The organism is Streptomyces sp. NPDC017520, from assembly GCF_044329855.1.
In the GTDB taxonomy this organism is placed as follows: Bacteria; Actinomycetota; Actinomycetes; order Streptomycetales; family Streptomycetaceae; genus Streptomyces.
On sequence record NZ_JBIRKB010000005.1, the window covers coordinates 527,002 to 548,566 of the forward strand.

At 71.8% G+C, this 21,565-nt stretch carries 17 protein-coding genes; 4 read left to right on the forward strand and 13 right to left on the reverse strand.

Annotated features, from left to right (window positions below):
* Positions 1–36: 36 nt before the first annotated feature.
* Positions 37–1,092 carry a 2-hydroxyacid dehydrogenase gene (locus ACH4KB_RS15740; protein WP_398066506.1) on the reverse strand — a complete coding sequence of 352 codons (1,056 nt, stop codon included), beginning with the start codon at positions 1,090–1,092 and terminating at the stop codon, positions 37–39.
* Between the two features lie 201 nt (positions 1,093–1,293).
* Between ACH4KB_RS15740 and ACH4KB_RS15745 the strand changes: the two genes are divergently transcribed.
* The 4 genes from ACH4KB_RS15745 to ACH4KB_RS15760 all read left to right on the forward strand — a co-directional run bounded on the left by ACH4KB_RS15745 (position 1,294) and on the right by ACH4KB_RS15760 (position 6,226).
* Positions 1,294–1,944, forward strand: a complete 651-nt coding sequence (locus ACH4KB_RS15745; RefSeq protein ID WP_398066507.1) for a histidine phosphatase family protein — start codon at positions 1,294–1,296, stop codon at positions 1,942–1,944.
* A gap of 5 nt (positions 1,945–1,949) precedes the next feature.
* Positions 1,950–2,726, forward strand: coding sequence for a DeoR/GlpR family DNA-binding transcription regulator (locus ACH4KB_RS15750; protein WP_398066508.1), 777 nt, complete (start codon positions 1,950–1,952; stop codon positions 2,724–2,726).
* Between the two features lie 133 nt (positions 2,727–2,859).
* Positions 2,860–4,332, forward strand: coding sequence for an FGGY-family carbohydrate kinase (locus ACH4KB_RS15755; RefSeq protein ID WP_398066509.1), 1,473 nt, complete (start codon positions 2,860–2,862; stop codon positions 4,330–4,332).
* A gap of 316 nt (positions 4,333–4,648) precedes the next feature.
* Positions 4,649–6,226, forward strand: coding sequence for a polysaccharide lyase family 1 protein (locus ACH4KB_RS15760; protein ID WP_398066510.1), 1,578 nt, complete (start codon positions 4,649–4,651; stop codon positions 6,224–6,226).
* A 17-nt stretch (positions 6,227–6,243) separates the two neighbouring features.
* On the opposite strand, the gene ACH4KB_RS15765 is transcribed toward ACH4KB_RS15760, so the two are convergent.
* From ACH4KB_RS15765 to ACH4KB_RS15820, 12 genes are all read right to left on the reverse strand, one after another.
* On the reverse strand, positions 6,244–7,377 hold the full coding sequence (locus tag ACH4KB_RS15765) for a pectinesterase family protein (RefSeq protein ID WP_398066511.1): 1,134 nt from the start codon (positions 7,375–7,377) through the stop codon (positions 6,244–6,246).
* 274 nt (positions 7,378–7,651) lie between these two features.
* The gene (locus ACH4KB_RS15770) at positions 7,652–8,995 is read right to left on the reverse strand and encodes a polysaccharide lyase family 1 protein (RefSeq protein WP_398066512.1); all 1,344 of its coding nucleotides are present in this window, start codon (positions 8,993–8,995) and stop codon (positions 7,652–7,654) included.
* 81 nt (positions 8,996–9,076) lie between these two features.
* Positions 9,077–9,925: a rhamnogalacturonan acetylesterase gene (locus tag ACH4KB_RS15775; protein ID WP_398066513.1), complete on the reverse strand. Its 849-nt coding sequence runs from the start codon at positions 9,923–9,925 to the stop codon at positions 9,077–9,079.
* Between the two features lie 112 nt (positions 9,926–10,037).
* Positions 10,038–11,372 (reverse strand): ABC transporter substrate-binding protein, encoded by a 1,335-nt coding sequence (locus ACH4KB_RS15780; protein ID WP_398066514.1) that lies wholly within the window; start codon positions 11,370–11,372, stop codon positions 10,038–10,040.
* Positions 11,369–12,973: a family 43 glycosylhydrolase gene (locus ACH4KB_RS15785; RefSeq protein ID WP_398066515.1), complete on the reverse strand. Its 1,605-nt coding sequence runs from the start codon at positions 12,971–12,973 to the stop codon at positions 11,369–11,371. The genes ACH4KB_RS15780 and ACH4KB_RS15785 overlap by 4 nt, the downstream gene beginning before the upstream one ends.
* Entirely contained in the window at positions 12,970–13,824 is an 855-nt protein-coding gene (locus tag ACH4KB_RS15790) for a PmoA family protein (protein ID WP_398066516.1), read from the reverse strand. Before ACH4KB_RS15790 ends, ACH4KB_RS15785 begins: the two co-directional genes overlap by 4 nt.
* Positions 13,821–15,050, reverse strand: coding sequence for a Gfo/Idh/MocA family protein (locus ACH4KB_RS15795; RefSeq protein ID WP_398066517.1), 1,230 nt, complete (start codon positions 15,048–15,050; stop codon positions 13,821–13,823). The genes ACH4KB_RS15790 and ACH4KB_RS15795 overlap by 4 nt, the downstream gene beginning before the upstream one ends.
* A complete protein-coding gene (locus ACH4KB_RS15800; protein WP_397918083.1) occupies positions 15,047–15,958 on the reverse strand; it encodes a carbohydrate ABC transporter permease in 912 nt (303 codons plus the stop codon). The genes ACH4KB_RS15795 and ACH4KB_RS15800 overlap by 4 nt, the downstream gene beginning before the upstream one ends.
* Entirely contained in the window at positions 15,955–16,887 is a 933-nt protein-coding gene (locus ACH4KB_RS15805) for a carbohydrate ABC transporter permease (RefSeq protein ID WP_215103325.1), read from the reverse strand. Before ACH4KB_RS15805 ends, ACH4KB_RS15800 begins: the two co-directional genes overlap by 4 nt.
* Before the next feature lie 215 nt (positions 16,888–17,102).
* Positions 17,103–18,857 (reverse strand): L-arabinonate dehydratase, encoded by a 1,755-nt coding sequence (gene araD / locus ACH4KB_RS15810; protein WP_398066518.1) that lies wholly within the window; start codon positions 18,855–18,857, stop codon positions 17,103–17,105.
* Positions 18,854–19,756 carry a dihydrodipicolinate synthase family protein gene (locus tag ACH4KB_RS15815; protein WP_398066519.1) on the reverse strand — a complete coding sequence of 301 codons (903 nt, stop codon included), beginning with the start codon at positions 19,754–19,756 and terminating at the stop codon, positions 18,854–18,856. The genes araD and ACH4KB_RS15815 overlap by 4 nt, the downstream gene beginning before the upstream one ends.
* A gap of 50 nt (positions 19,757–19,806) precedes the next feature.
* Positions 19,807–20,463 (reverse strand): GntR family transcriptional regulator, encoded by a 657-nt coding sequence (locus ACH4KB_RS15820; protein ID WP_018960934.1) that lies wholly within the window; start codon positions 20,461–20,463, stop codon positions 19,807–19,809.
* Positions 20,464–21,565: the final 1,102 nt, after the last annotated feature.

Here is a 21,565-nt window from a genome sequence, read left to right on the forward strand (position 1 = left end):
CTGGGCGACGGGGCACGGCGACGGAGACGGCGGCCGTCAGGGCCCGCCGGCCGTCAGGACATCGGGGTTCGCGAGATGGGACAGCTTCTCCCCGCGCAGGAAACGGCCGACCTCGGCGGCGGTGATGGCCGCCGCTCGGTGGGCCGTCTGCCGGGTCGCGCCCGCGAGATGGGGTGTGGTGATCACGTTCGGCACGTCGCGCAGGGCCCAGTCGGCGGGGATCGGCTCGATGTCGTACACGTCGAGGGCGAGCGCCCCGAGAGCGCCGCCGCGCAGCAGCCCCGGCAGCGGCGCGTGGTCGAGCAGTCCGCCGCGGGCGGAGTTCACCAGGACCGCGCCGTGCGGCAGCAGCCCGAGGCGGCGGGCGTCGATCAGGTGATGGGTCTCCTCCGTCAGGCGGGCATGCAGGCTCACCACCTGACTACGGATCAGAAGAGTTTCCAGGTCGACGAGGTCAACGCCCTCCGCCTCGGCCGCCGCACGGTCGGCGTACGGGTCGGCCGCCAGGACACGGGCCCCGAAGGCCCGCAGCACCCGTGCCACGATCCGTCCGATGGCGCCGTAGCCCACGAGCCCGACCGTGGCACCGCCGAGCTCACCACCGCTCTCCTCGTACGCGTACAGATCGCCCCGCCAGACGCCCCGCTTGAGCTCCGCGTCGGCGGCGGTGACACGGCGCACCGCGGCGAGCATCAGCCCCACGGCGAACTCCGCGGCGGCCTGGGCGTTGCGGCCGGGGGCGAAGCTGACCCGCACTCCGTGACGGGTGGCCGCGGCCAGGTCCACATTGACCGGCCCGCCCCGGGAGACGGCGACGAGACGCAGCGCGGGCGACGCGGCGAACACCCGTCCGGTGAACGGGGCCATCTGCGTCACGCAGACCGAGGCCCCGGCCAGCGCCTCGACGAGCCCGTCCTCCGTACCGCTCGCCTCGCGGACCTCCGCGACCGGGCCGAAGGGCTCGTGGGGCCAGGGGAGGGTCAGCTCCGTGAACTCCGGGAGCTCCCGGCCCGTGCGGGACAGCTCCTGACTCACTGCCGCGCGAATCAACGAGGGGCGGACGAAGTGGTCGCCTGCGGCGAGGATGCGCATGACGTCGGATTCCTTCTGCGAGGAGAGCCGGTGGGGTTGCGGGCGAGCAGGCCGGAGCGTGATCCGGGCCGCGACAGGCCGGTCCTTGGCTGTGGAATTTCTGTTAAATTTAACAGCGCTCACGTGAACGGGCAATGCGCCCGGCGCGCACGGCCTGTCGCTGATCCTCCGGATGCGCCTCGACCTCGAAAGGGCCTCTCCATGACCTCTCGTCTCCTGCTGGTACGCCACGGCGAGACCGAGTGGCACGCGGAGAACCGGTACGCCGGTATCACCGACGTCGCCCTGACGCCCAGGGGCGTGGCCCAGGGAGCCGACCTCGGATCCTGGGCCGCCCGCAGCGGCGTGGACGCGGTCGCCTGCTCCCCGCTCGGCCGCGCCCGCCTGACCGCGGCACCCGCGGCGGCGGCGCTGGGGCTGGCGGCGGAGGTCCGGGAGGGTCTGCGGGAAGTGGACTTCGGATGGGGCGAGGGCAGGACCATCGACGAGATGGCCCTGGAGGACCCCGAAGCCGTACGGCGGTTCCGCGAGGACGCCGAGTCCGGAGCCTTCCCCGGCTCCGAACCCGTCGCCCTGGCCGCGGCGCGGGCGACCGGTTCCCTGCGCGACCTCGCACACCGTCACCAGGGGGGAATGGTGCTCGTCGTCGCTCACAACACCCTGCTGCGCATCGCCCTGTGCGAACTCCTCGGACTTCCCCTCGGGCGCTACCGGCGGATCTTCCCGCGACTCGACAACGGGGCCGTCACGGAGATCGAGATCCGCGGCACGGAGACGGCGCTGCGCTCGCTCAACGTACCCACCGCCGCTCCCCCCGCCCCGGCGCCCGGCCCGAGCCCTGCGGGAGACTGATCCCCATGACCAAGAGATCCGCCGAAGAGCGGCGACGGCTCATCGCCGACCATGTCGTGGAGCAGGGCACCGCCACGGGCGCCGCCCTCGCCCAGCTCGCGGGCGTGAGCCTGATGACCGTCCACCGCGACCTCGACGACCTCGCGCGGCAAGGGGTGCTGCGCCGCTTCCGCGGCGGCGCGTCCGCCCTGCCGTCCACCGTGTTCGAGTCGAGCCTCGACTACCGGCTCGGCGTCAACACGGCGGAGAAGAACGCCGTCGCCCGTGCCGCCGCCGCGTTGGTGGAGCCCGGAATGTCGGTGATGCTCGACGATTCCACCACGGTCCTGGTCATGGCCGGCCTGCTGGTCGACCTCGCCCCCCTCACCGTCGTCACCAACGCACGCCGGGTGCTCGACGTCTTCACCGGGTGCGAGGGCATCCGCCTGATCGCCCTGGGCGGCGAGTATTCCCGCACCCATGACTCCTTCCTCGGGATGCCCTGCGTCGAGGCGGTGGAGGCGCTCTCCGTCGACCTGGTGGCGGTCTCCACCTCGGCCCTCGACGCCAGGACGGCCTACCACCAGGAGCAGGACGTGGTGCTGGTGAAACGGGCGATGCTCACGTCGGCGGCCACGAAGGTGATGCTCATGGACCACACCAAGCTCGCCCGGACCGCGCTGCACCGGGTGGGGCCCGTCGGCGACCTGGACCATCTCGTCGTGGACGACGGGGCGGACGCCGGACTGCTCGGCAAACTCCGCGAGCGGACCCGGGTGACGGTGGCTGCCGTCGCACCGTGAAGCCGTTCCTCCCGCGATGATGGAACACCTGTTGAACCCTGTTGATCGCACACGTGCGTGCCACCGCGAAGGACCGTCCACCCGACAGGTGGACATCTGAGGCTCGTTCCGCCGGGGAAGGACGCTTTCCGCCATGAGCAGTGCATCCCATCGCCCCCCTCCCCGCCCCCCGGCCGTGATCGGCATCGACGTGGCCACCGCGTCCGTCCGCGCGGTGTGCGTGGACGGGCGGGGGCGCGTGCTCGCCGAGGCAAGGGGCGAACTGCCGCCCCCCGTACGGACCGCCGCGGGGACGAGCGAGCAGGACGCCCGCTCCTGGTGGCCCGCCGTATGCTCGGCGCTGCGCCGCACCACCGGGGCGCTGCCCCGGGGCGGCCGCGAGGTGGTCGCGGTGGCCGTGTCCGCCACGTCCGGAACCATCGTGCCCACCGGCGCCGACGGCGTCCCGCTCGGCCCGGCCCTGATGTACGACGACCGGCGGGCCGCCGACGTCAACGCCGAGGCGCAGCGGCTGGGCAGCGCCCGGTGGGACGCGCTCGGCCTGTCCGTGGGGCCCACGGCGGCGCTGGGTCGTGCCGTCCGGTGCCTGCGGACGTACGGCTCGGGCCTGCGCCACGTCCTGCACACCCCCGACGTCGTCGGGCGCGCGCTGACGGGTCATCCTGTCGCCACGGACTGGAGCCACGCACTCAAGTCCGGCTACGACGCCCGTGCTTCGGAGTGGGCGCACGAGGTCTTCGACGCCTTCGCCTTCCCGCTCGCACTGCTCCCCTCCGTACGCGCCCCCGCCACGGAGGCCGGAGTCGTCGGCCCGGAGGCGGCCGAGGCCACGGGCCTGCCCGAAGGGTGCTCCGTACGCCTCGGGATGACGGACGGCTGCGCGGGCCAGATCGCCACGGGGGCGGTCGAGCCGGGCGACTTCGTGGGCGTGCTCGGCACCACGTACGTCCTCAAGGGGGTCTCCGCGGACCTGGTCCGCGACGCGACCGGAGCGGTCTACAGCCATCGGCACCCCGACGGCTGGTGGCTTCCCGGCGGTGCGTCCAACACCGGAGGGGAGTGCCTGGCCGACGTGGACCCGGCCCGCCTGCCCGCGCTGGACGCCGCCGCGGCGGCCCGGGGCCCCGCTTCGTACGTGCGCTACCCGCTGCGCCGTGACGGCGAACGGTTCCCCTTCGTCTCCGGTGCGGCGCGCGGATTCGAGCTGGGCCGCCCCCGCGACGAGGCGGACGCCCACCGGGCCGCACTCGAAGGAGTGGCCTTCGTCGAACGCCTGGCCCTGGACCGGGTCGAGCGACTCGGCGTTCCGGTGCTCGGCCCTCTGCACGCGGCCGGCGGGGGCAGCCGCAGCGCCGTGTGGACGGCGATCCGGGCCACCGTCCTGGACCGCCCGGTCCGGGTCGTCGAGCGCGCGGAGACGGCCTTCGGCGCCGCGCTCCTCGCCGCGACGGGCACCCTCCACGAGGACCTCGCGGCCGGCGCCGCGGCGATGGTGCGCGGCGGCGCCCTCGTCGAGCCGGTACCGGCGGAACGCCCCGCCCTGGACGACGCCTACGGCCGCTTCGTCGCGGCGCTGGGCGAGCGGGGCTGGCTTCCCGACGACTGACGCGTCGTTCCTCGCGCGCACGCGAACGGGCCCGGGAGCCGGGGCGCTTCGACGTGAGAGCGGTATCGGGAAAAGCCGCTGCCGCAAGCACCTTGCCATGCTGCTCGGACCCCTCTACTTTCACCTTAGAAAGCGCTTGCTGTCCTGTCGCTTCCGGCGTGGAGCCCGGGACACAGGGGCGCTGCCGTATGCCCCTGGGGAATCGAGCCGCTTCCACGCGGTGCGTGCGGGAGCGCTCCCGCATGTCATGAGCACGTCACTCAGTGCGTGTTCTGGCAGCCATCACCGACCAACCGAAGACACCTGGGAGACGAACATGGGACGACCAGTCGCACGGCGGCTGCAGGCCGCCGTGGCAGCCCTGGCCCTGGCGGCCGCGACCGGAGCGGTGCTGTCGGCGCCCGAGGCGGTGGCGGCGACCGGGAGCGCCACCGGCTACGCCACCCAGAACGGCGGGACCACCGGCGGTGCGGGCGGGCAGACCGTCCGCGCCACCACCGGGACCCAGATCCATGAGGCGCTGTGCGGGCGGGCCGACAGCGCCACCCCGATCGTGATCGAGGTCGAAGGCACCATCAACCACGGCAACACCACCAAGGTGTCCGGCGACAGCTGCAGCACCGCCGCCGGGGTGATCGAGCTCAAGCAGATCAGCAACGTCACGATCGTCGGCGTCGGCAGCGGGGCCGTCTTCGATCAGCTGGGCATCCACCTGCGCGAGGCCAGCAACATCATCATCCAGAACGTGACCGTCCGGAACGTCAAGAAGTCCGGCTCACCCACCTCCAACGGCGGCGACGCCATCGGCATGGAGTCCGGCGTCCGCAACGTCTGGGTCGACCACACGACCCTGGAGGCGTCGGGCGGGGAGTCGGAGGGGTACGACGGACTCTTCGACATGAAGGCCAACACCCAGTACGTGACCCTCTCGTACAGCATCCTGCGCAACTCGGGCCGCGGCGGCCTGGTGGGGTCCAGCGAGAGCGACCGCTCCAACGGATTCATCACCTACCACCACAACCTGTACGAGAACATCGACTCCCGTGCGCCCCTGCTGCGCGGCGGCATCGCCCACATCTACAACAACCACTACGTGAAGCTCAACGAGTCCGGCATCAACTCCCGGGCCGGGGCCCGCGCCAAGGTGGAGAACAACTACTTCGAGGACTCCAAGGACGTCCTCGGCACCTTCTACACCGACGAGGCGGGCTACTGGCAGGTCAGCGGCAACACCCTCGACAACGTCACCTGGTCCAGCCCCGGCGGCACGACCAACCCCGCCGGCCCCGACATGAAGTCCACCACCACGGTGAACATCCCCTACACCTACCGTGCCGACACGGCCAGTTGCGTGCCGGACGTCGTGAGCCGCACGGCGGGCGCCGGTAAGGGCCTGAAGGTCTCGGACGGCAACTGCACACCGCAGACGCCGACGCCGACGCCGACCGACCCGACGCCGGGACCGACGGACCCGACGCCAGGACCGACCGACCCCACTCCCGGGCCGACCGACCCCACTCCGCCCACCGGGACCAACCTCAGCATCGGAGCGGGCTCCGACGGATCCAGCAAGGCCGCCGGAACAAGCTACGGCGATCTGCGCGACGGTGACATGAGCACCTACTGGTCGCCCGCCGGCTCCACCGGCTCCGCCTCGATCAAGTGGGCCTCCGCCACCTCCGTCTCCTCGGTCGTCATTCGCGAGGCGGCTGGCTCCACCGGCACCGTCAAGGGCTGGCGACTCCTCGACGGCGACACCGGCGCCGTCCTGACCTCCGGCGAAGGTGCGGGGGCCATCAGCTTCCCCCGCACCTCCCTGCGCAAGATCACCTTCCAGATCACCGGCTCGACCGGCACTCCGAAGATCGCCGAGTTCGAGACCTACGCCGGCTGACCACGCAGTCCGCGGGACTAGTCCGCGACCCGCATCTCCCACGTGTTCGGGAGGTGCGGGTTCCGGGCGTCCAGCCAGCGGGCCGGCGTGTGGGAGCGGGCCTCGGCCGCGCTGAGCTGCGGCCGGTTCGCCGGGACGGTGACGCGGGCGCCGGGGCCGGTGTTGCGGTACTCGGCGAAGCGCTGGTCCTGCCACGGGAAGCCCGAGGACATGGTGGCGTACGGCGTCCTCGCGTCGATCCCCGGGCCGAGCCGGCTGTCGCGGACGGTCAGCATGGGGTGCGCGGTGAGGTCCGAGGAAGGCACCCAGGGGCGGGCGAGCTTGTAGTACGCGTAGGGGGCGGCGCTCGTGATCCGGGAGCGCAGGACCAGGAAGCCGTACGGATTGGCTCCGGCGGTACTCGGCGCGAAGACATAGCCGTAGGGGGCCGAGGCCAGGTCGGTGCGGGTGAGCGCGCGGAAGTGGCAGCGGTCGAAGACGGCGGTGGCGCGGCCGAAGACGAAGTCGACGTCCCCCTCCACGTAGCAGTCGCGGTAGTACTGGCGGGCGAACGCGGTGACAGCGAGGGAGTCGGCGTACAGGGTGTCCTGGTGGCCGAGGAACCGGCAGCCGTAGAACGCCGACCGGTCCCCCTGGACCTTGATGGCGACGGCCTGCGTACCGGTGTACTCGGGGTTGTCGGAGCGCAGCCAGTCGTTGGCGAAGGTCAGGTCGCGGGCGGTGAATCCGGCCGCCCGGACGGTGACGGAGGCCGAGCCGCTGGTGCCCAGGGTGCCGGAGCCGTCGGGCTTCGGAGTGCCCGCCGCGTTGTCGTACACGAGCACGGTGTCCCGGGCGTCGCCGCTCGCCCCGATCAGGGTGAGCCCTTCGTGCGCGGGGCCGATGAGCACCGTCGCGCGGTACACACCGGGGGCGATCACGAGCGTGCGCCCGGTGCCGGTCGCCGCGTCGACGGCGGACTGTACGTCGGTGTGGTCGCCGCGGCCGTACGCGTCGACGTACAGCGTGCGCGGGTCCAGGCGCCGTGCGGGTGAGCCGTAGTGGCCGAAGGGGCGGGGGGCCGCGGTCCCGGCGTGGGCGGCGGTCGCGCCGAGGGCGAGGGCGGCACTCGTTCCGGCGAGCAGGGCGAGGGCGGCACGCCTGCTGGGCAAGGAAGATTCGCTGGGCAAGGAAGGTCCGCTGGTCAGGGAAGGTCCGCTTGGCATGATGGGGCTCCTCGGGGTGAGCGGCGAAAGGCCGGAGCGGCGCTCTCCGGGATGGTGGAAAGCATGCGGTGCCGCTCCGGCCGGTTCGGGGTAGTCGGGTCGAGGGGTGATGGGGCGCGGGGACGGTCGTGCCCGCGATGGCGAGGCCGGGGGCGGCTACGGCCGGGTGACGTGGTCCGGGAGCGGTTGCCTCCGGGCGCGTACGGTCGGGGACGAGCTCTCAGCGACCGCTCGGGCTCACCCTGCCCGCTCCCGCCTTGAGCGCCACGAGCACCGGCACGACGAGCGGGTGGTGGACCGCCGTCCGCAGGCGGGGCGTCCAGCCGGCGCCCTCGGTGAGGTGCTCATCCGGCACCCCCGCGTTGTGCACGGCTACCAGGTCGGTCTTCCGCCCGTCGACGTAGTTGTTCCTCGCGGTGAGGGACGACTCCGACCACTTCTTCAGGATCGTCGCCCGGTCCACGTCCCGCGTGAGGGTGAACGCGTTGTGTTCGGCGACCAGCCGGGACTCCGCGCCGATGCCGAACGTGTATCCGTAGGCGCTGCCCTTCGTCGCCACGAAGTGGTTGTTGTATGCGTCGACCTGCCCGAACCGCACGCGCGGGGCCCGCTCCTTGACGTCCTTGAAGAGGTTGTGGTGGAGCGTGACGCGGAGCTTGCCCCGGTCGGTGGCGCCGGCGCCGTCACTGTTGCCGATGAGCATGGTCTTGTCGTGGTCCTTGAGGACGTTCCACGAGACGGTGACCAGGTCGGCGCCGCGCACGATGTCGAAGAGGCCGTCGTGCTGTTGGTAGACCTGGCCGAAGTAGTGGGGCTGGTCCGCGTCGGGGCGGTCGCCGTCGCTGAAGGTGTTGTGGTCGACCCAGACGTGGCGGGATCCGTACACGACGAGGTTGTCGTACTCGGAGTTCCAGGCGCCTTGGGCCCCGTCCGTGGGGTCCCACTGGGGGAAGCAGTCGTAGGTGTCCTCGAAGCCGATGTTGCGGATGATGACGTTGGAGACGTCCCGCACCTGGAGCGAGGCCCCGATGACCTTCGGGTTCTTCCCCACCCCGACCAGGGTGGTGTTGGAGGGGACCTTGATATTGACGGAGGCCGCCTGGAGCTTCGAGGAGGCGACGCGGGCCTCCTCCAGCGGGCCCGAGGGGACCGTGTCCCGGCCCCAGACCTCGGGATCGTAGGCGGCGAGGTACTTCTCCAGCGTGTAACCGCCGGTCTGGTACTGCTCGCAGCCGATCGGCGTGCCGTTGACGTCGGAGTTGCCGTGCACGGTCCCGGAGATCCTGATGATCTTCGGTGCGTCGCCCGCCTCCGCGAGCGCGGCGACGAGCTCGGCCCGGTCGGTCACGGTGTAGACGTGGTCGGGCGTGGCGTTCGCGCCCCCCGTGGTGGAGCCCTCGGCGGCGGCCCAGCCGTCTCCGGCGGGCAGGACGGCGCGCTCGACGCCGGGGCCGGCGTGGCGCGGGTGCGCGGTGGCCTGGGCCGGGGTGCAGAGGGCGAGAGCCAGGGAGGTGCAGCCCAGGGTCACGGCGATGGCGCGGGTATGACGCTTGCGTGCGGGCATGGCGCATCCTTCTGTGTTGTCGGAGAGAGGAAGAAAGGGGAGGAGGAAGAGAAGAGAAGGGAGAGAGGGAGGGGGAGTGCCTCAGACCTGCCCGGGCCAGGTGATCCACTCCGTCGGGACCCGGTCGTCCAGGCGGCGGAGGTCGCGCGGGGCGAGCACCTCCTCGCCCAGCAGCGCCCGTGCGGTCAGCCGGGCCACCTCGATGGCGCCCGCCGGTCTGAAGTGGGTGTTGTCCCGCGCACCGTCGGGGTGGTTGGGCGATTCGCCGGGGTCCAGCCACAGGAAACAGGCCTCGGTGCCGTCCGGCCCCAACTCCTGCCAGCGGGCGAGGGAGAGCGCCTGGACGTCGACCAGGGGGACCCCCTCCTCGGCCGCCAGGGCGCGCATCGCCGCCGGATACTCGCCGAGGCTGGGCCGCGCGGTGCCGTCGGCGGTGAACCGGCGGCGCTCGACCGACGTGACCAGTACCGGCCGCGCCCTTCGTGCACGGGCGCCCTTCACGTACTGGCGCAGGTACTCCTGATAGGTGGTGTACGGGTCCGTGCCGCGGGCCGGGTCCTCGGTCTTCTGGTCGTTGTGGCCGAACTGGACGAGGACGAGATCGCCGGGGCGGACACCGGCCAGGAGTGCGGTGAGACGGCCCTCGTCGAGAAAGCTCTTCGAACTGCGGCCGTTCACCGCATGGTTGGCGACCTGGAGCCGACCGGTGAGAAAGAAGGGGAGCGCCATGCCCCAACCCGTCTCGGGCGCGGCGTCGGCGTGTTTCACGGCGGCCGTGGAGTCCCCGGCGATGTGGATCGTACGGGGCCGGGGCCTGCCGCCCCCACCCCCGCCGCCATGGGCGAGCGCTGGGGTGGCCGAGAGGGCGAGGCCCGGGCCGAGGGGCAGGGCGAGCAGTGCGGTGGCGGTCTGTCTGCGGGTGAGTGACACGGAGGACTGCCTCTCTTGTGTGCGCGCTTGCGCGGGAGAGGGGCCGGCGGCGGAGCGCGACCCGGACCGCCGCCGGCCCCCGTCATGGGGGAGGGACAGGGAGGAGGCCGGATCAGCCGTTGCCGATCTCCTTCCACTCCTTGTTGGCGGCGTTCAACTGCTCGGCCATGTCGTCCAGGAACGCCTTGGCCGTGATCTTGCCGAGCAACACCTTCTGGAACTCCGGCTCGTTGTCCGCCTTGCTGATGTTGTTCCAGTCAGGCAGGTAGTAGGGCAGATCGACGACCTTCGTGGAGCCGTCGGTCAAGGTCTTCGCGGCCAGCGCGGTCGACTCGGTCTCGCTGATCCAGGGGTCCTTCGCCGCTTCGGTGTTGGCAGGGATGGCGCCCGCCGACTCGTTCCACTTGCTGTTGGACGCGTGGGAGGCCGCGAACTCGATGAACTTCCACGCCGCGGTCTTGTTCTGGCTCGACCGGAAGAGGCCGAGCCCGTCGACGGGATTGGAGACCTGTACCCGGGTGCCGCCGTCCCCGATGGGCGCGGGTATGCCCGCGAACTTGTCCTCTCCGAGAGCCTTGAGATGGTCCTGGTAGGAGCCCAGATTGTGGCTCAGCATGCCGATCGTGCCGGTGTCCCACTGGGCCACCATCTTGGTGAAGTCATTGTTGACGTCGGCGGCGGGCGTGGTCTTCTTGAAGAGCCCGGCGTACTTCTCCAGAGCGGCGACGTTCTTCGGGTCGTTGAGCGTCGTCTTGTCGCCGTCCCAGAACTCGGTGATGCCGGACTGTCCGTAGATCGCGTCCAGCGCCTGCGCGATGGAGCCGGCGCCGCCGCGGATCGTGTAGCCGAACTTGTTGTTCTTCGCGTCGGTCAGCTTCTCGGCCGCCGTGTAGAAGTTCGCCCAGGTGTCGGGTGCCTTCAGACCGGCCTGCTCGAACAGGTCGGTGCGGTACCAGAGCACACCGTTGTTGGCGGAGGTCGGTACGGAGTAGACATCGTCGCCCCGGCCGGCCGCCGCGCGGACGCTCTCGACCATGGACTCGACCAGTTTGCCCTTCAGCGCGGACTTCTCCAGCCGGTCGTTGACCGGCTCCAGGGCTTCCTGGGAGACCATGTTGGCCAGATAGGCCGTGCCGACACCGCCGACGTCCGGCAGCCCGCCGCCCGCGATCGCGGTGTCGTACTTCGACTGGACGTCGGCGATCGGGATCGGGACGTACTTGACCTTGATGTCCGGGTGCTGCTTCTCGAAGTCCTTGATGATCTCGGTCCAGACGGCGGTGCGCGGACCGCCGTTGTTGTCCCAGAAGGTGATCTCGCCCTTCCCGCTGCCCTCCGTGCCGGAGCCGCTGCCGTCGTCACCGCACGCGGTGGCCGTCAGCGCGAGCACCGCGGCAATGGAGACGGCGGCCGTGGTACGTCCCCGCTGTGTCTTCGAAATGGTCATCGTCGGCTCTTCTCTGTCTGGTGATGAGGGTGTGATGGATCCGTACACGTGCACTTCTGCGGGGGGTGGGGGCCGGGGGTGGCGCGGAATGCGGTGAAGCGGGCCGTTCCGGCGGGGCCCGTCCCGGCCGGCGCGGTGGCGAAGAGGCCGAGGAGCGCCCCGACCCAGCGCCAGGGGGTGGCGGCGAAGACCTGGCCCGAGGGCCGGAACCCGTCGCCGGTGTCGGCGGAGAAGCGGCAGCGGGCCCCCGCCGTGACCTCGACGCGCAGCCGGGCCCGTCTGTCCGGGGAGGCGCGGGACCCGGCCGCGTCCCGTTCGTGCGCGGCGACGCCCTCGGCGAAGCGGTGGACGAGCCGCGGTGTGCCGTCGGCGGCGACCTCGAGGCCGATCCAGTCGAACGCGTCGCCCACCACGGCGAGTCCGGCCTTGGCGCCCGGTTCGCTGCTGTCCAGGGCGAGTTCCACGTCGACGGTGAACGTTTCGGCGGGCAGCCGCTGGACCAGGATGTTGGGCAGCAGCCGCAGGTCGTGTTCGTACGCGGTCCGTACGCAGGTGAGCCGCAGTCCGTCCCCGCCGTGCCGGGTGGTCCAGTCGGGGCGCGGGTTGGCCGTCCACTGCCACTGGGCGCCGGGGCGGCCGCGGGGGAAGTCGTCGTCGACGGCGGGCGCCGCCACCGGCTGGGCGGGGGCGACGGGTTTGGTGTGCCGGGGCACGGGCTCGCCCCCGTCGCCGATGACGGGCCACCCCTCGGCGTCCCAGCGCATCGGCTGGAGGTGGACGACCCGCCCGTACGCTCCCCGGGCCTGGAAGTGGAGGAACCAGTCCTCGCCCGCGGTGGTGTGCACCCAGCCGCCTTGATGGGGGCCGTTGACGCCGGTGCGGCCCTGGGCGAGGACGACGCGTTCCTCGTACGGGCCGAGGAAGTCCCGGGAACGGAAGGCGCCCTGCCAGCCGGTCTCCACGCCGCCGGCCGGTGCGAAGATCCAGAAATAGCCGTCGCGCCGGTAGAGCTTGGGGCCTTCGAGGGTGAACCAGCCCGGAATCCGGTCGGCGTCCACCAGCGTCGATCCCTCGTCGAGGAGTTCGCGACCGTCGGGACTCATCCGGTGGCCGGTGAGCCGGTTCTTGACGCCGGAGCGGGACCTGGCCCACGCGTGGACGAGGTAGGCCTCGCCGGTCTCCTCGTCCCACAGCGGGCAGGCGTCGATGAACCCCTTGCCCGCCTTGAGCAGATGCGGGGCGCTCCAAGGGCCCTCGACGCGGGCTGCGTTGATCTGCTGGATTCCGTGGTCGGGGTCGCCCCAGAAGATCCAGAAGCGTCCGCCGTGGTGGCGCAGCGAGGGGGCCCAGACCCCGCGGTCATGGCGGGGAGCGGCGAACTCCGCGGCGGGTTCGAGGCGGTCCAGCGCGTGCCCGACGGCGGTCCAGTTGACCAGGTCGCGGGAGTGCAGGAGCGGCAGCCCGGGGGACCGGCCGAAGCTGGAAGCGGTGAGGTAGTAGTCGTCACCGACACGGACGACGTCGGGGTCGGACCAGTCGGCGTTCAGGACCGGGTTGCGGTACGTCCCGTCACCGAGGTCGGAGCTCCACGGCCGGCTCACCGGGCCACCGCCTCGCGCGCGTACCGGGCGGCGGTCTCCCGGTCCGGCCTGCCGTCCACGACGACGGTGATGATCCGGCGTACGACCGACGCCCCGGCGGGTACGGGCAGCCGCTCGTGCGCCGCCAGGCTGGAGCCGACCCCCGGGTACTCGGAGGTCCTCACGAACCACGGGTCGCGCCGGGTCTCCTCGGTCGCCCCCACGAACACGAGCGTCCAGCCGTCCCCGGCCAGGGCCAGCCAGTCGGCGGTGCGGCCATGGACCTCGCTCTCGCCCTCGTGCGTGGCGCTGAACACGGTGGGCGGGGCGGCCTCCTTGGGGGCGCGCCAGAAGAAGCCGCCGTACCCGGCGCCCGGGCGGCCGTTGGTCGCCGGGCTGCCGATGGAGAGGCCCGTGCCCCCGGGGTTGGTGAGCACGAAGGAGAAGTCCAGCTCCCAGGTGGTGGAGGAGGTCCGGGTGGCCGACAGCGTGCGGTGCTCGCGCAGAAGCTCGGCGCCGGCGGCTTCCCAGCCGAGCTCCTGGGTGAAGCCGTTCGGGCTGCGCTGGGGCCGGGCCAGGTGGCGCTGGACGCCGTGGTTGTCGAGTGCGGTGGGCCCCCGGCCCCGGACGAAGGTGCGCCCGCCCCAGAAGTTGTACCCGGCGACGTCGGGGACGGCGACGGAGACGCCCAGGTGGTGGAGGTGGTCCGCGGGGCGTTCCTCGGTGACGGTGATCCCGCCGAGGGTGGTGACGGGGTGGAGGCGGGGGCGGCTGTCCGGGCCCGGCGCGTAGCCGTAATGGGCGACCGTGTCGGCACCGCAGGAAAGAGTGGCCGGGAGGTCGGGGAACGGGTCCGTGGCGTGCTGGGTCATGAGGCGGCCGCCTCGCCCACCCGGGCCCAGGGGGCGCCCAGTTCGGAGAAGAGGCTGAGGGACTCGGCCCCGGCGGCGACCAGGGAGTCGATGCCCGGCACGACCCGCCGCGCCCCGCCGTCCGGCCCGTCGTACCGGGTCTCCCAGGCACGGTCGGGCAGCGGGGCGGGCTCGGGGGCGGTGCGCACGGCCTCGACGACGCGCATGAACGCCCCCGTGGACGCGGGCGGAACCAGCAGCGGTGTGCCGTGCTCCAGGTGGTCGAGGAGGTTCTCCAGGAGATCGGTCCGCCCGTGCACGGTCTCCTCGGGGCCCCGTCCGGCGCGCTGCACCAGGACCCGGTCCTGCTTGTACCAGAAGGTGATGCGGCCCTTCTCGCCGTGCACGATGACGTACGGCTCCCCGGGCCGTTCGGCGCACAGGGTGACGGCGACGGTGACGCACGGCCCCCCGGCGGTGGTGACGCGGATGCTGCTGGTGTCGTCCGCCTCGATGGCGTGTGCCCGGTACAGCTCCGTCTCGATGGCGGCGACCTCCTCGGACCGGCCCCGGCAGGCCAGTTCGAGCGCGGTGGCCACGGCGTGCGCCAGGGGATTGGTGAGGACGCCGTCGACCACATCGGTCGTGCCGATCCTGCGCCGCCCGGCCCAGGGTGCCCGCCGGAAGTAGGCGTCGTCCCGGACCCACGCCCCGGCGGCCCCGAAACCGGTGACGGTCCCGATGGCTCCGCTGGAGACCAGTTCGCGGATGGCGGGCAGGGCGTGCGACCCGAAGGACTGGAACCCCACCTGGCAGGCGATGCCGGCCCGTTCGACGCCTTCGGCCATGCGCGCGTAGTCGGCCCAGCCGGCGGCGGGTGGCTTCTCCAGCAGCAGGTGGACGCCCCGGGCTGCGGCGGCGAGGGCCAGCTCGGTGTGGGTCTGGATGGGGGTGCAGACGATGGCCGCCCGCGCTCCGGTGCCGTCCAGGAGCGCCCCGAAGTCGTCGGACTGCTCGGGCGACTCGTCGGGGCCGAAGCCGGCGGCCGCGAGTTCACCGGCGGTCAGCGGCTCCAGCTCGCAGATCCCGGCCAGCCTGACCCGGCCCTGGTGCTGGAGCCGGCGCACATTGGCGAGGTGCCACCGGCCGTGGCCCCGGGCGCCGGCCAGGACGACGGGCAGGGGCGCGGTCGGGACGGCGGGTACGAGGGCGGCCGGGGCCGCGGTGGGGGCGGTCACTTTCCTCATCCCTTCACCGCGCCGGCGCTGAAGCCCGTGATGAGCCACTTCTGGATGAAGGCGAAGACGATCACCACGGGAACGGCCGCGATGACACCGCCCGCCGCGAGCGCGCCCAGGTCGACGCTGTCCGCGCCGATCAGCGTGTTGAGACCGACCGGGATGGTCTGCTTGTCCTGCTCGCTCAGGAACATCAGGGCGAAGAGGAAGTGGTTCCAGCTGTGCACGAACGCGAAGGAGCCGACGGCGATCAGTCCGGGGCGCAGGAGCGGCAGGACGACGGTGCGGAAGGCGGTGAAGCGCGAGCAGCCGTCGACCCAGGCGGCCTCCTCCAGGGAGACGGGGACGTTCTTGATGAAGCCGCTGATCAGGATGATCGACAGCGGGAGCTGGAACACCGTCTCCGCGATGACGACGCTCCCCAGCGAGTTGATCATCTGGAGGTTCCGGAAGATCTCGAAGAGCGGTACGAGCATCAGGGCGCCCGGGATGAACTGCGAGCAGAGCAGCGCGAGCATGAACGCGCCCTTGATCCTGAAGTCGAACCGGGCCAGGGCGTAGCCGCCGGCCAGGGCGACCAGGGTCGTGGCGACGAGCGTCGCGACGCCGACGATCATGCTGTTCTGGAAGAAGACGGCGAAGCTCCGCTCGTTCCAGACCTTGGAGAAGTGCGCTCCGGTCATGGGCCAGGGCACCAGCGATGTGGAGCCGGCGGGCCGTACGGCGAAGAGCAGCATCCAGTAGAACGGGATGAGCGTGAAGAGGAGGTAGAGGCCGAGCGGCAGATAGATCTGCCAGCGCGGCACGTCGTCGAAGGCGCGCTCCCGCCCGGGGCGGCGGCGCGGGGCGGACGGCGGGGAGCCGGGAGCGGAGGACCGCCGAGCGGTTCCGTTCTTCTCGGTGAGCAGGGCGGTCACGTGCGGTCGCCTCCGAACTTGCTCAGGCGCAGATAGACGATCGAACAGAAGAGGAGGATCACGAAGGCGACGGTGGTGAGCGCGGAGGCGTACCCGAAGTCGTGGCCCTCGATGCCGGTGTTGGCCACGTAGAGCGGCAGGGTGGTGGTCTCCCCCGCGGGACCGCCGCCGGTGAGGGTGTAGAGCAGGTCGACGTTGTTGAACTCCCAGACACCGCGCAGCAGCGTGGCGAGGATGATCGCGTCCCTCAGGTGGGGCAGCGTGATGTGGAAGAACTGCCGCAGCCGGCCCGCGCCGTCGACCGAGGCCGCCTCGTACAACTCCTTCGAGACGGACTGGAGGTCGGCGAGGATGAGAATCGCGAAGAAGGGGACACCGCGCCACAGTTCGGTGACGGTGGCCGCCCAGAAGACGGTTCCGGTGTCCGAGAGCACCGACGTGCCGTACTCGCCGATCCCGGCGTCCGCGAGGTAGCGGCTGAACCCCGTCGAGGAGTTGTAGAGCAGGATCCAGATCGTGCTGGTCAGCACACCGGAGACGGCCCAGGGGGAGAAGACCATGGCCCGGGAGATGCCGCGCCCGATGAACGTCTGGTTGACGATCAGGGCGAGTGCCAGGCCGAGGAGCAGCTGGAGCGTGACCTGGGTGAAGACCCACTGGGCACTGAACCCGAGCGTCGGCCAGAACTGGTCGTCCTCGGTGAAGACGCGCCGGAAGTTGTCGAGCCCGGCGAAGCCGTTCCGCCACGGCTTGGTGACGTTGTAGTTCTGCAGGCTGTAGTAGAAGACGCTGAGCACCGGGTAGGCGATGAAGCCCAGCATCAGGAGGCCCGCCGGCGCGATCAGCAGATAGGGCAGGCGGCGAGGGCTCGCCCGGCGGCGCCGGGACTCTTTGGGCGGCGGTGTGGCCACGGCTGCGGTTGGGGCCATGACGCGTCTCCGATCTCTGGGAGGTGCTGGATGCGCTGGACGTTCGGGCCTGTCGGCCACTGATGGTGAAAGCGCTTGCTATGAAGGGTTGGAGCGACCCGGGGGAGTGAGGTGCAGAGGGGGCCCCGGCTCCGCCCGCGTACGGTCACGGGCACTCGTACGGTCACTGGGCCCGCGTACGGTCACGGGACCCGCGTACGGTCACGGCGCCCGGCTCACCCCGCGTACGGGTCGGGCACCTCTCCCTGCCGGGCCAGGAACGCGAAGTCGCATCCGGTGTCGGCCTGGGTGATCTGGTCCTGGTACAGCGCCCCGTAGCCCCGTCCGTAGCGGGCGGGCGGCGGGGACCAGGCGGCCCTGCGCCGCTCCAGTTCCTCGTCGTCGACGTCGAGCCGCAGGAGCCGGGCCTCGACGTCCAGCGTGATGATGTCGCCGGTGCGGACCAGGGCGAGCGGCCCGCCGACGAAGGACTCGGGCGCGATGTGCAGCACACACGCCCCGTAACTGGTGCCGCTCATCCGCGCGTCGGAGATCCGCACCATGTCCCGCACCCCTTGCTTCAGCAGGTAGTCGGGGATCGGCAGCATGCCGTACTCAGGCATGCCGGGGCCGCCCTGGGGCCCGGCGTTGCGCAGCACGAGCACATGGTCCGGTGTGAGGGCGAGGGCCGGGTCGTTGATCGTGCGCTGGAGCTCCCGGTAGTCGTCGAAGACGACGGCGGGCCCGGTGTGGCGCAGCAGACGCGGCTCGGCGGCGATGTGCTTGATGACGGCCCCGTCCGGACAGAGGTTGCCGCGCAGCACCGCCACCCCGCCCTCCCCGGCCAGCGGATCGGAGCGCTCGCGGATGACGTCGCTGTTGTGGACGGGGGCGCCGTCGAGCTGCTCGCGCAGGGTGGAGTGCGCGACCGTGGGCCGGTCCAGATGCAGTACGTCGGTGAGCCGCCCCAGAAAGCCGGGCAGACCGCCGGCGAAGTGGAAGTCCTCCATCAGGTACCGCCCGCCGGGACGGAGGTCGGCGAGGACCGGCACCGTACGGGCGACCCGGTCGAAGTCGTCCAGGGTGAGCTTCACACCGGACCGGCCCGCCATCGCGATCAGGTGGATCACGGCGTTGGTGGAGCCGCCGAGCGCGAGCACCGTGGCGACGGCGTCCTCGTACGCCTCCGCCGTCAGGATCTGCGACAACGTCACCTGCCGCAGGACGAGGTCGACGATCCGCAGCCCCGAGGCCGCGGCCATCCGCTCGTGCCCCGAGTCGACGGCCGGTATGGACGAGGCGCCCGGCAGAGTGACCCCCAGCACCTCGGCGGCGGCCGTCAGGGTGGAGGCGGTGCCCATCGTCATGCAGTGGCCGGGGGAGCGGGCCAGACCGTTCTCCAGCTCGGCCATCTCGCAGTCGCCGATGGTCCCGGCCCGCCGCTCGTCCCAGTACTTCCACATGTCCGTGCCGGAGCCGAGGACCTCGTTGCGCCAGTGCCCGGGCAGCATCGGCCCGGCGGGCACGAAGACGGTCGGCAGGTCCACGGAGGCGGCGCCCATCAGCAGCGCGGGCGTCGACTTGTCGCAGCCGCCCAGCAGCACGGCCCCGTCGACGGGGTAGGAGCGCAGCAGCTCCTCGGTCTCCATCGCCAGCAGGTTGCGGTAGAGCATCGGGGTCGGCTTCTGGAAGGTCTCCGAGAGGGTGGAGACCGGGAACTCCAGCGGGAACCCGCCCGCCTGCCAGACCCCCCGCTTGACCGCCTGTGCCCGTTCGCGCAGGTGGGTGTGGCACGGGTTGATGTCGGACCAGGTGTTGAGCACCGCGATGACCGGCTTGCCGAGGTGTTCCTCGGGGAGGTAGCCGAGCTGACGGGTGCGGGCCCGGTGGCTGAAGGACCGCAGCCCGTCGGTGCCGAACCACCGGTGGCTGCGCAGCTCCTCGGGCGCGATACGGCCGGTTCCCGGGTCCCGGGTGGACGTGTCGGTCACAGGGACCACTCGGCTGTCAGCCCGGCGACCTCGGCGCGCCGGGCCTCGGGCAGGACCCGGCTCGGAGCGCGTACGTCGCGGCGGCAGAGCCCCAGCGCGGACAGGGCTTCCTTCACGACGGTGACGTTGTCGGCGGACTGCTCCGCGGCGCGGAGCTCCTCGAAGCGGCGGATACGCTCCCAGACCTTCATCGCCGCCACGTAGTCCCCGGCCCGCAGCGCCTCCAGCATGTCGAGGGAGACGGCCGGGGCGACGTTGACCAGCCCGCTGGTGAAGCCGGTGGCGCCGGTGGCGAAGTAGGAGGGGGCGTACAGCTCCGCGAGGCCGGCGATCCAGACGAACCGTTCCAGACCGGCGTCCCGGGCGAAGGCGCCGAAGCGGGCCGCGTCCGGGACCGCGTACTTCACACCGACGACGTTGGGGCAGGCGTCGGCGAGTTCGGCGAGCCGCTCCCCGGCCAGCCGCGGGCTGCGGACGTAGGGGACGACGCCGAGCTGCGGCACGGCCTCGGCGATCGACCGGTGGTAGTCGACCCACCCCTCCTGCGCGACGTACGGGTGCACCGGCTGGTGCACCATCACCATCGCCGCACCGGCCTCGGCGGCGTGCTCGGCCGCGGCCACCGCGGTCGGCACGTCGTGACCGACGCCCACCAGGACGGTGGCGCGCCCCGCGGCCTCCTCGACGGTCAGCTCGGTGACGAGGCGTCGCTCGTCGGGGGTGAGGGCGTAGAACTCCCCGGTGTTGCCGTTCGGGGTGACGGTGCGGACGCCGCCGTCGAGCAGCCTGCGCATCAGGACGCGGTGGGTCGCGGTGTCGATGCTCCCGTCCTCGGCGAACGGTGTCACCGGGATCGCCACAACGTCTGCGAGGGCCGCCTTGAGCGGTGAGTGGTCCATGCGGACTGGCCTTTCTTCGAGGTGCTGGTGGAGCGGGTCCAGCGGGCGGTTCACGCGGCGTCGCCCCCGTCTTCGTCGTCGGGGAAGGCGCGGCGTACGAACGACGCGATGTGGTGATGCAGGGCCCCGGCAGCTGCCTCCGCGTCATCGGCGAGGGCGAGCCGCAGGATCTCGCGGTGCTCGGCCGCCTCGCGCTCCCAGGACGGGACGGCCGACCAGGCCACGGTCGACACGAGCGCCGCCTGGTCGCGGACCTCGTCGAGCATCCGGGAGAGCAGCGGGTTGCCGCAGGGCAGGTACAGGGCCCGGTGGAAGTCCCGGTTGGCCAGTGACCTGTCCGCCGTGTCGGCTGCCGAGTCGGCCCGTTCCAGGGCTTCCTGGGCCGCCTCCAGCGAGGCGCCCCGGGTGATGGAGCGGCGCAGCGCCTCCGGTTCCAGCAGCAGGCGTACGTCGTACACCTCCCTGGCCATGGTCGCGTCGACGAGCCGCACGGTGACGCCCTTGTACTGGCTCATCACCACGAGTCCGGTGCCCGCGAGCGTCTTGAGCGCCTCGCGGACGGGAGTCTTCGACACCCCGAACTGCGCGGCGAGTTCGGTCTCCACCAGCGCCTGTCCCGGTCTCAGCTGCGCGGTGAGGATGGCGTGCTTGATGGCCTCCAGCACGTACTGGGTCCGGGACGGGATCGGGGCAGGGGCGAAGGTCATGGGTGACGGGCTCTCACATCTCGCGTATCGCGTCTCATATATGACGTACGAAGTACGACGCGATGAAGCTAGGGCCACGTGGAATGTTTCGTCAACGCTTCCGACCGAAGAACTTCTGCGGTCAGGGAGCTACTTGGCGACGCCGGTGGGCGTGCCGGCCCGTCGGGGCGGCCCCCCTCGGCGGAGCAGGGCTCTCCGTGCGGCGCCGGCCCGGCCCCCGGCCCCGCCGCTCGGACGTACGCGGCTTTCCATGTGTTGAACTGCTCCGGAGCGTCGCGGGTTTCGCCGGGAATCGGCGAGACAAACGCCCCTGGATACCAAGCCCTGGCGTCGGTCGACGGAAACGAGACGGCGTGGGAAAAGGGATCGCGTTCGATTTCGAGGCGGTCCTGAACCGACTGCCCGCGAGAACTCCATGACTTTCCCGGACGGTGAACGCAGCGCTCCCCAGGTGCCCGCCGCACCCCTTCGTATCCGAGCCGGTTGCTGACCGGAAGCCGGCCATGCTCGAAGCCAGGGGAGGCCCGGCGGGATCGGCGGGCTCGTCGGGTGGCGTTCCCCGCGGCATCGTCGCGCCGACCGGGCCGGCCAGGGGTTTCTTCCTGCTCGGGATCCGGGAGGCCCTCGCCTGATGCGTCGCCGCTTTCGGCTCGCTCCTGGTCCGTCGGCCGCCGACCGGGCCGCCTGGAACCTCCTCCACGGCGGCAAGCGCGCCCGGCGGAGGACCCGGTGGTGCTGCGGGCGCCCGACATCGCCCGGTCGGCACGCTGTGCTTTCCGGCGGCGCTCCCAACCGCTGATCGGCGGACCCTGTCCGGCCGGCCCGCGCACGCACGGCGACATCATTCGGAAAGGCGGGAAAGTGACGATCCGCATCAGTTGGGGGACGACATTGCGCGCGCTCGGCGCATTCCGGAGGACCGTCGGTCTCCGTATGCGCGGAAACCCTGCCCCGTTCCCCGGCGGCCCGCATCGACCGGCGGGTTTCGGCGGGCATCCGCGAGACCGCGGAGCTCGCCGGCACCAGCCCGAGGACGGTGCGGCGAAAGCGCGTGCAGGGCGTCGCGGGGCCGGCGCCGGCCCGGCGGCCTCCTTGTCAACCG

What these genes read in the sequence shown, in the direction of transcription:
- ACH4KB_RS15740 (WP_398066506.1), bottom strand. Translation starts at nt 1,092, where the DNA reads ATGCGCATCCTCGCCGCAGGCGACCACTTCGTCCGCCCCTCGTTGATT.
- ACH4KB_RS15770 (WP_398066512.1), bottom strand. Translation starts at nt 8,995, where the DNA reads ATGCCCGCACGCAAGCGTCATACCCGCGCCATCGCCGTGACCCTGGGC.
- ACH4KB_RS15795 (WP_398066517.1), bottom strand. Translation starts at nt 15,050, where the DNA reads ATGAGGAAAGTGACCGCCCCCACCGCGGCCCCGGCCGCCCTCGTACCC.
- ACH4KB_RS15815 (WP_398066519.1), bottom strand. Translation starts at nt 19,756, where the DNA reads ATGGACCACTCACCGCTCAAGGCGGCCCTCGCAGACGTTGTGGCGATC.
- ACH4KB_RS15745 (WP_398066507.1), top strand. Translation starts at nt 1,294, where the DNA reads ATGACCTCTCGTCTCCTGCTGGTACGCCACGGCGAGACCGAGTGGCAC.
- ACH4KB_RS15790 (WP_398066516.1), bottom strand. Translation starts at nt 13,824, where the DNA reads ATGACCCAGCACGCCACGGACCCGTTCCCCGACCTCCCGGCCACTCTT.
- ACH4KB_RS15805 (WP_215103325.1), bottom strand. Translation starts at nt 16,887, where the DNA reads ATGGCCCCAACCGCAGCCGTGGCCACACCGCCGCCCAAAGAGTCCCGG.
- ACH4KB_RS15750 (WP_398066508.1), top strand. Translation starts at nt 1,950, where the DNA reads ATGACCAAGAGATCCGCCGAAGAGCGGCGACGGCTCATCGCCGACCAT.
- ACH4KB_RS15820 (WP_018960934.1), bottom strand. Translation starts at nt 20,463, where the DNA reads ATGACCTTCGCCCCTGCCCCGATCCCGTCCCGGACCCAGTACGTGCTG.
- ACH4KB_RS15760 (WP_398066510.1), top strand. Translation starts at nt 4,649, where the DNA reads ATGGGACGACCAGTCGCACGGCGGCTGCAGGCCGCCGTGGCAGCCCTG.
- ACH4KB_RS15755 (WP_398066509.1), top strand. Translation starts at nt 2,860, where the DNA reads ATGAGCAGTGCATCCCATCGCCCCCCTCCCCGCCCCCCGGCCGTGATC.
- ACH4KB_RS15780 (WP_398066514.1), bottom strand. Translation starts at nt 11,372, where the DNA reads ATGACCATTTCGAAGACACAGCGGGGACGTACCACGGCCGCCGTCTCC.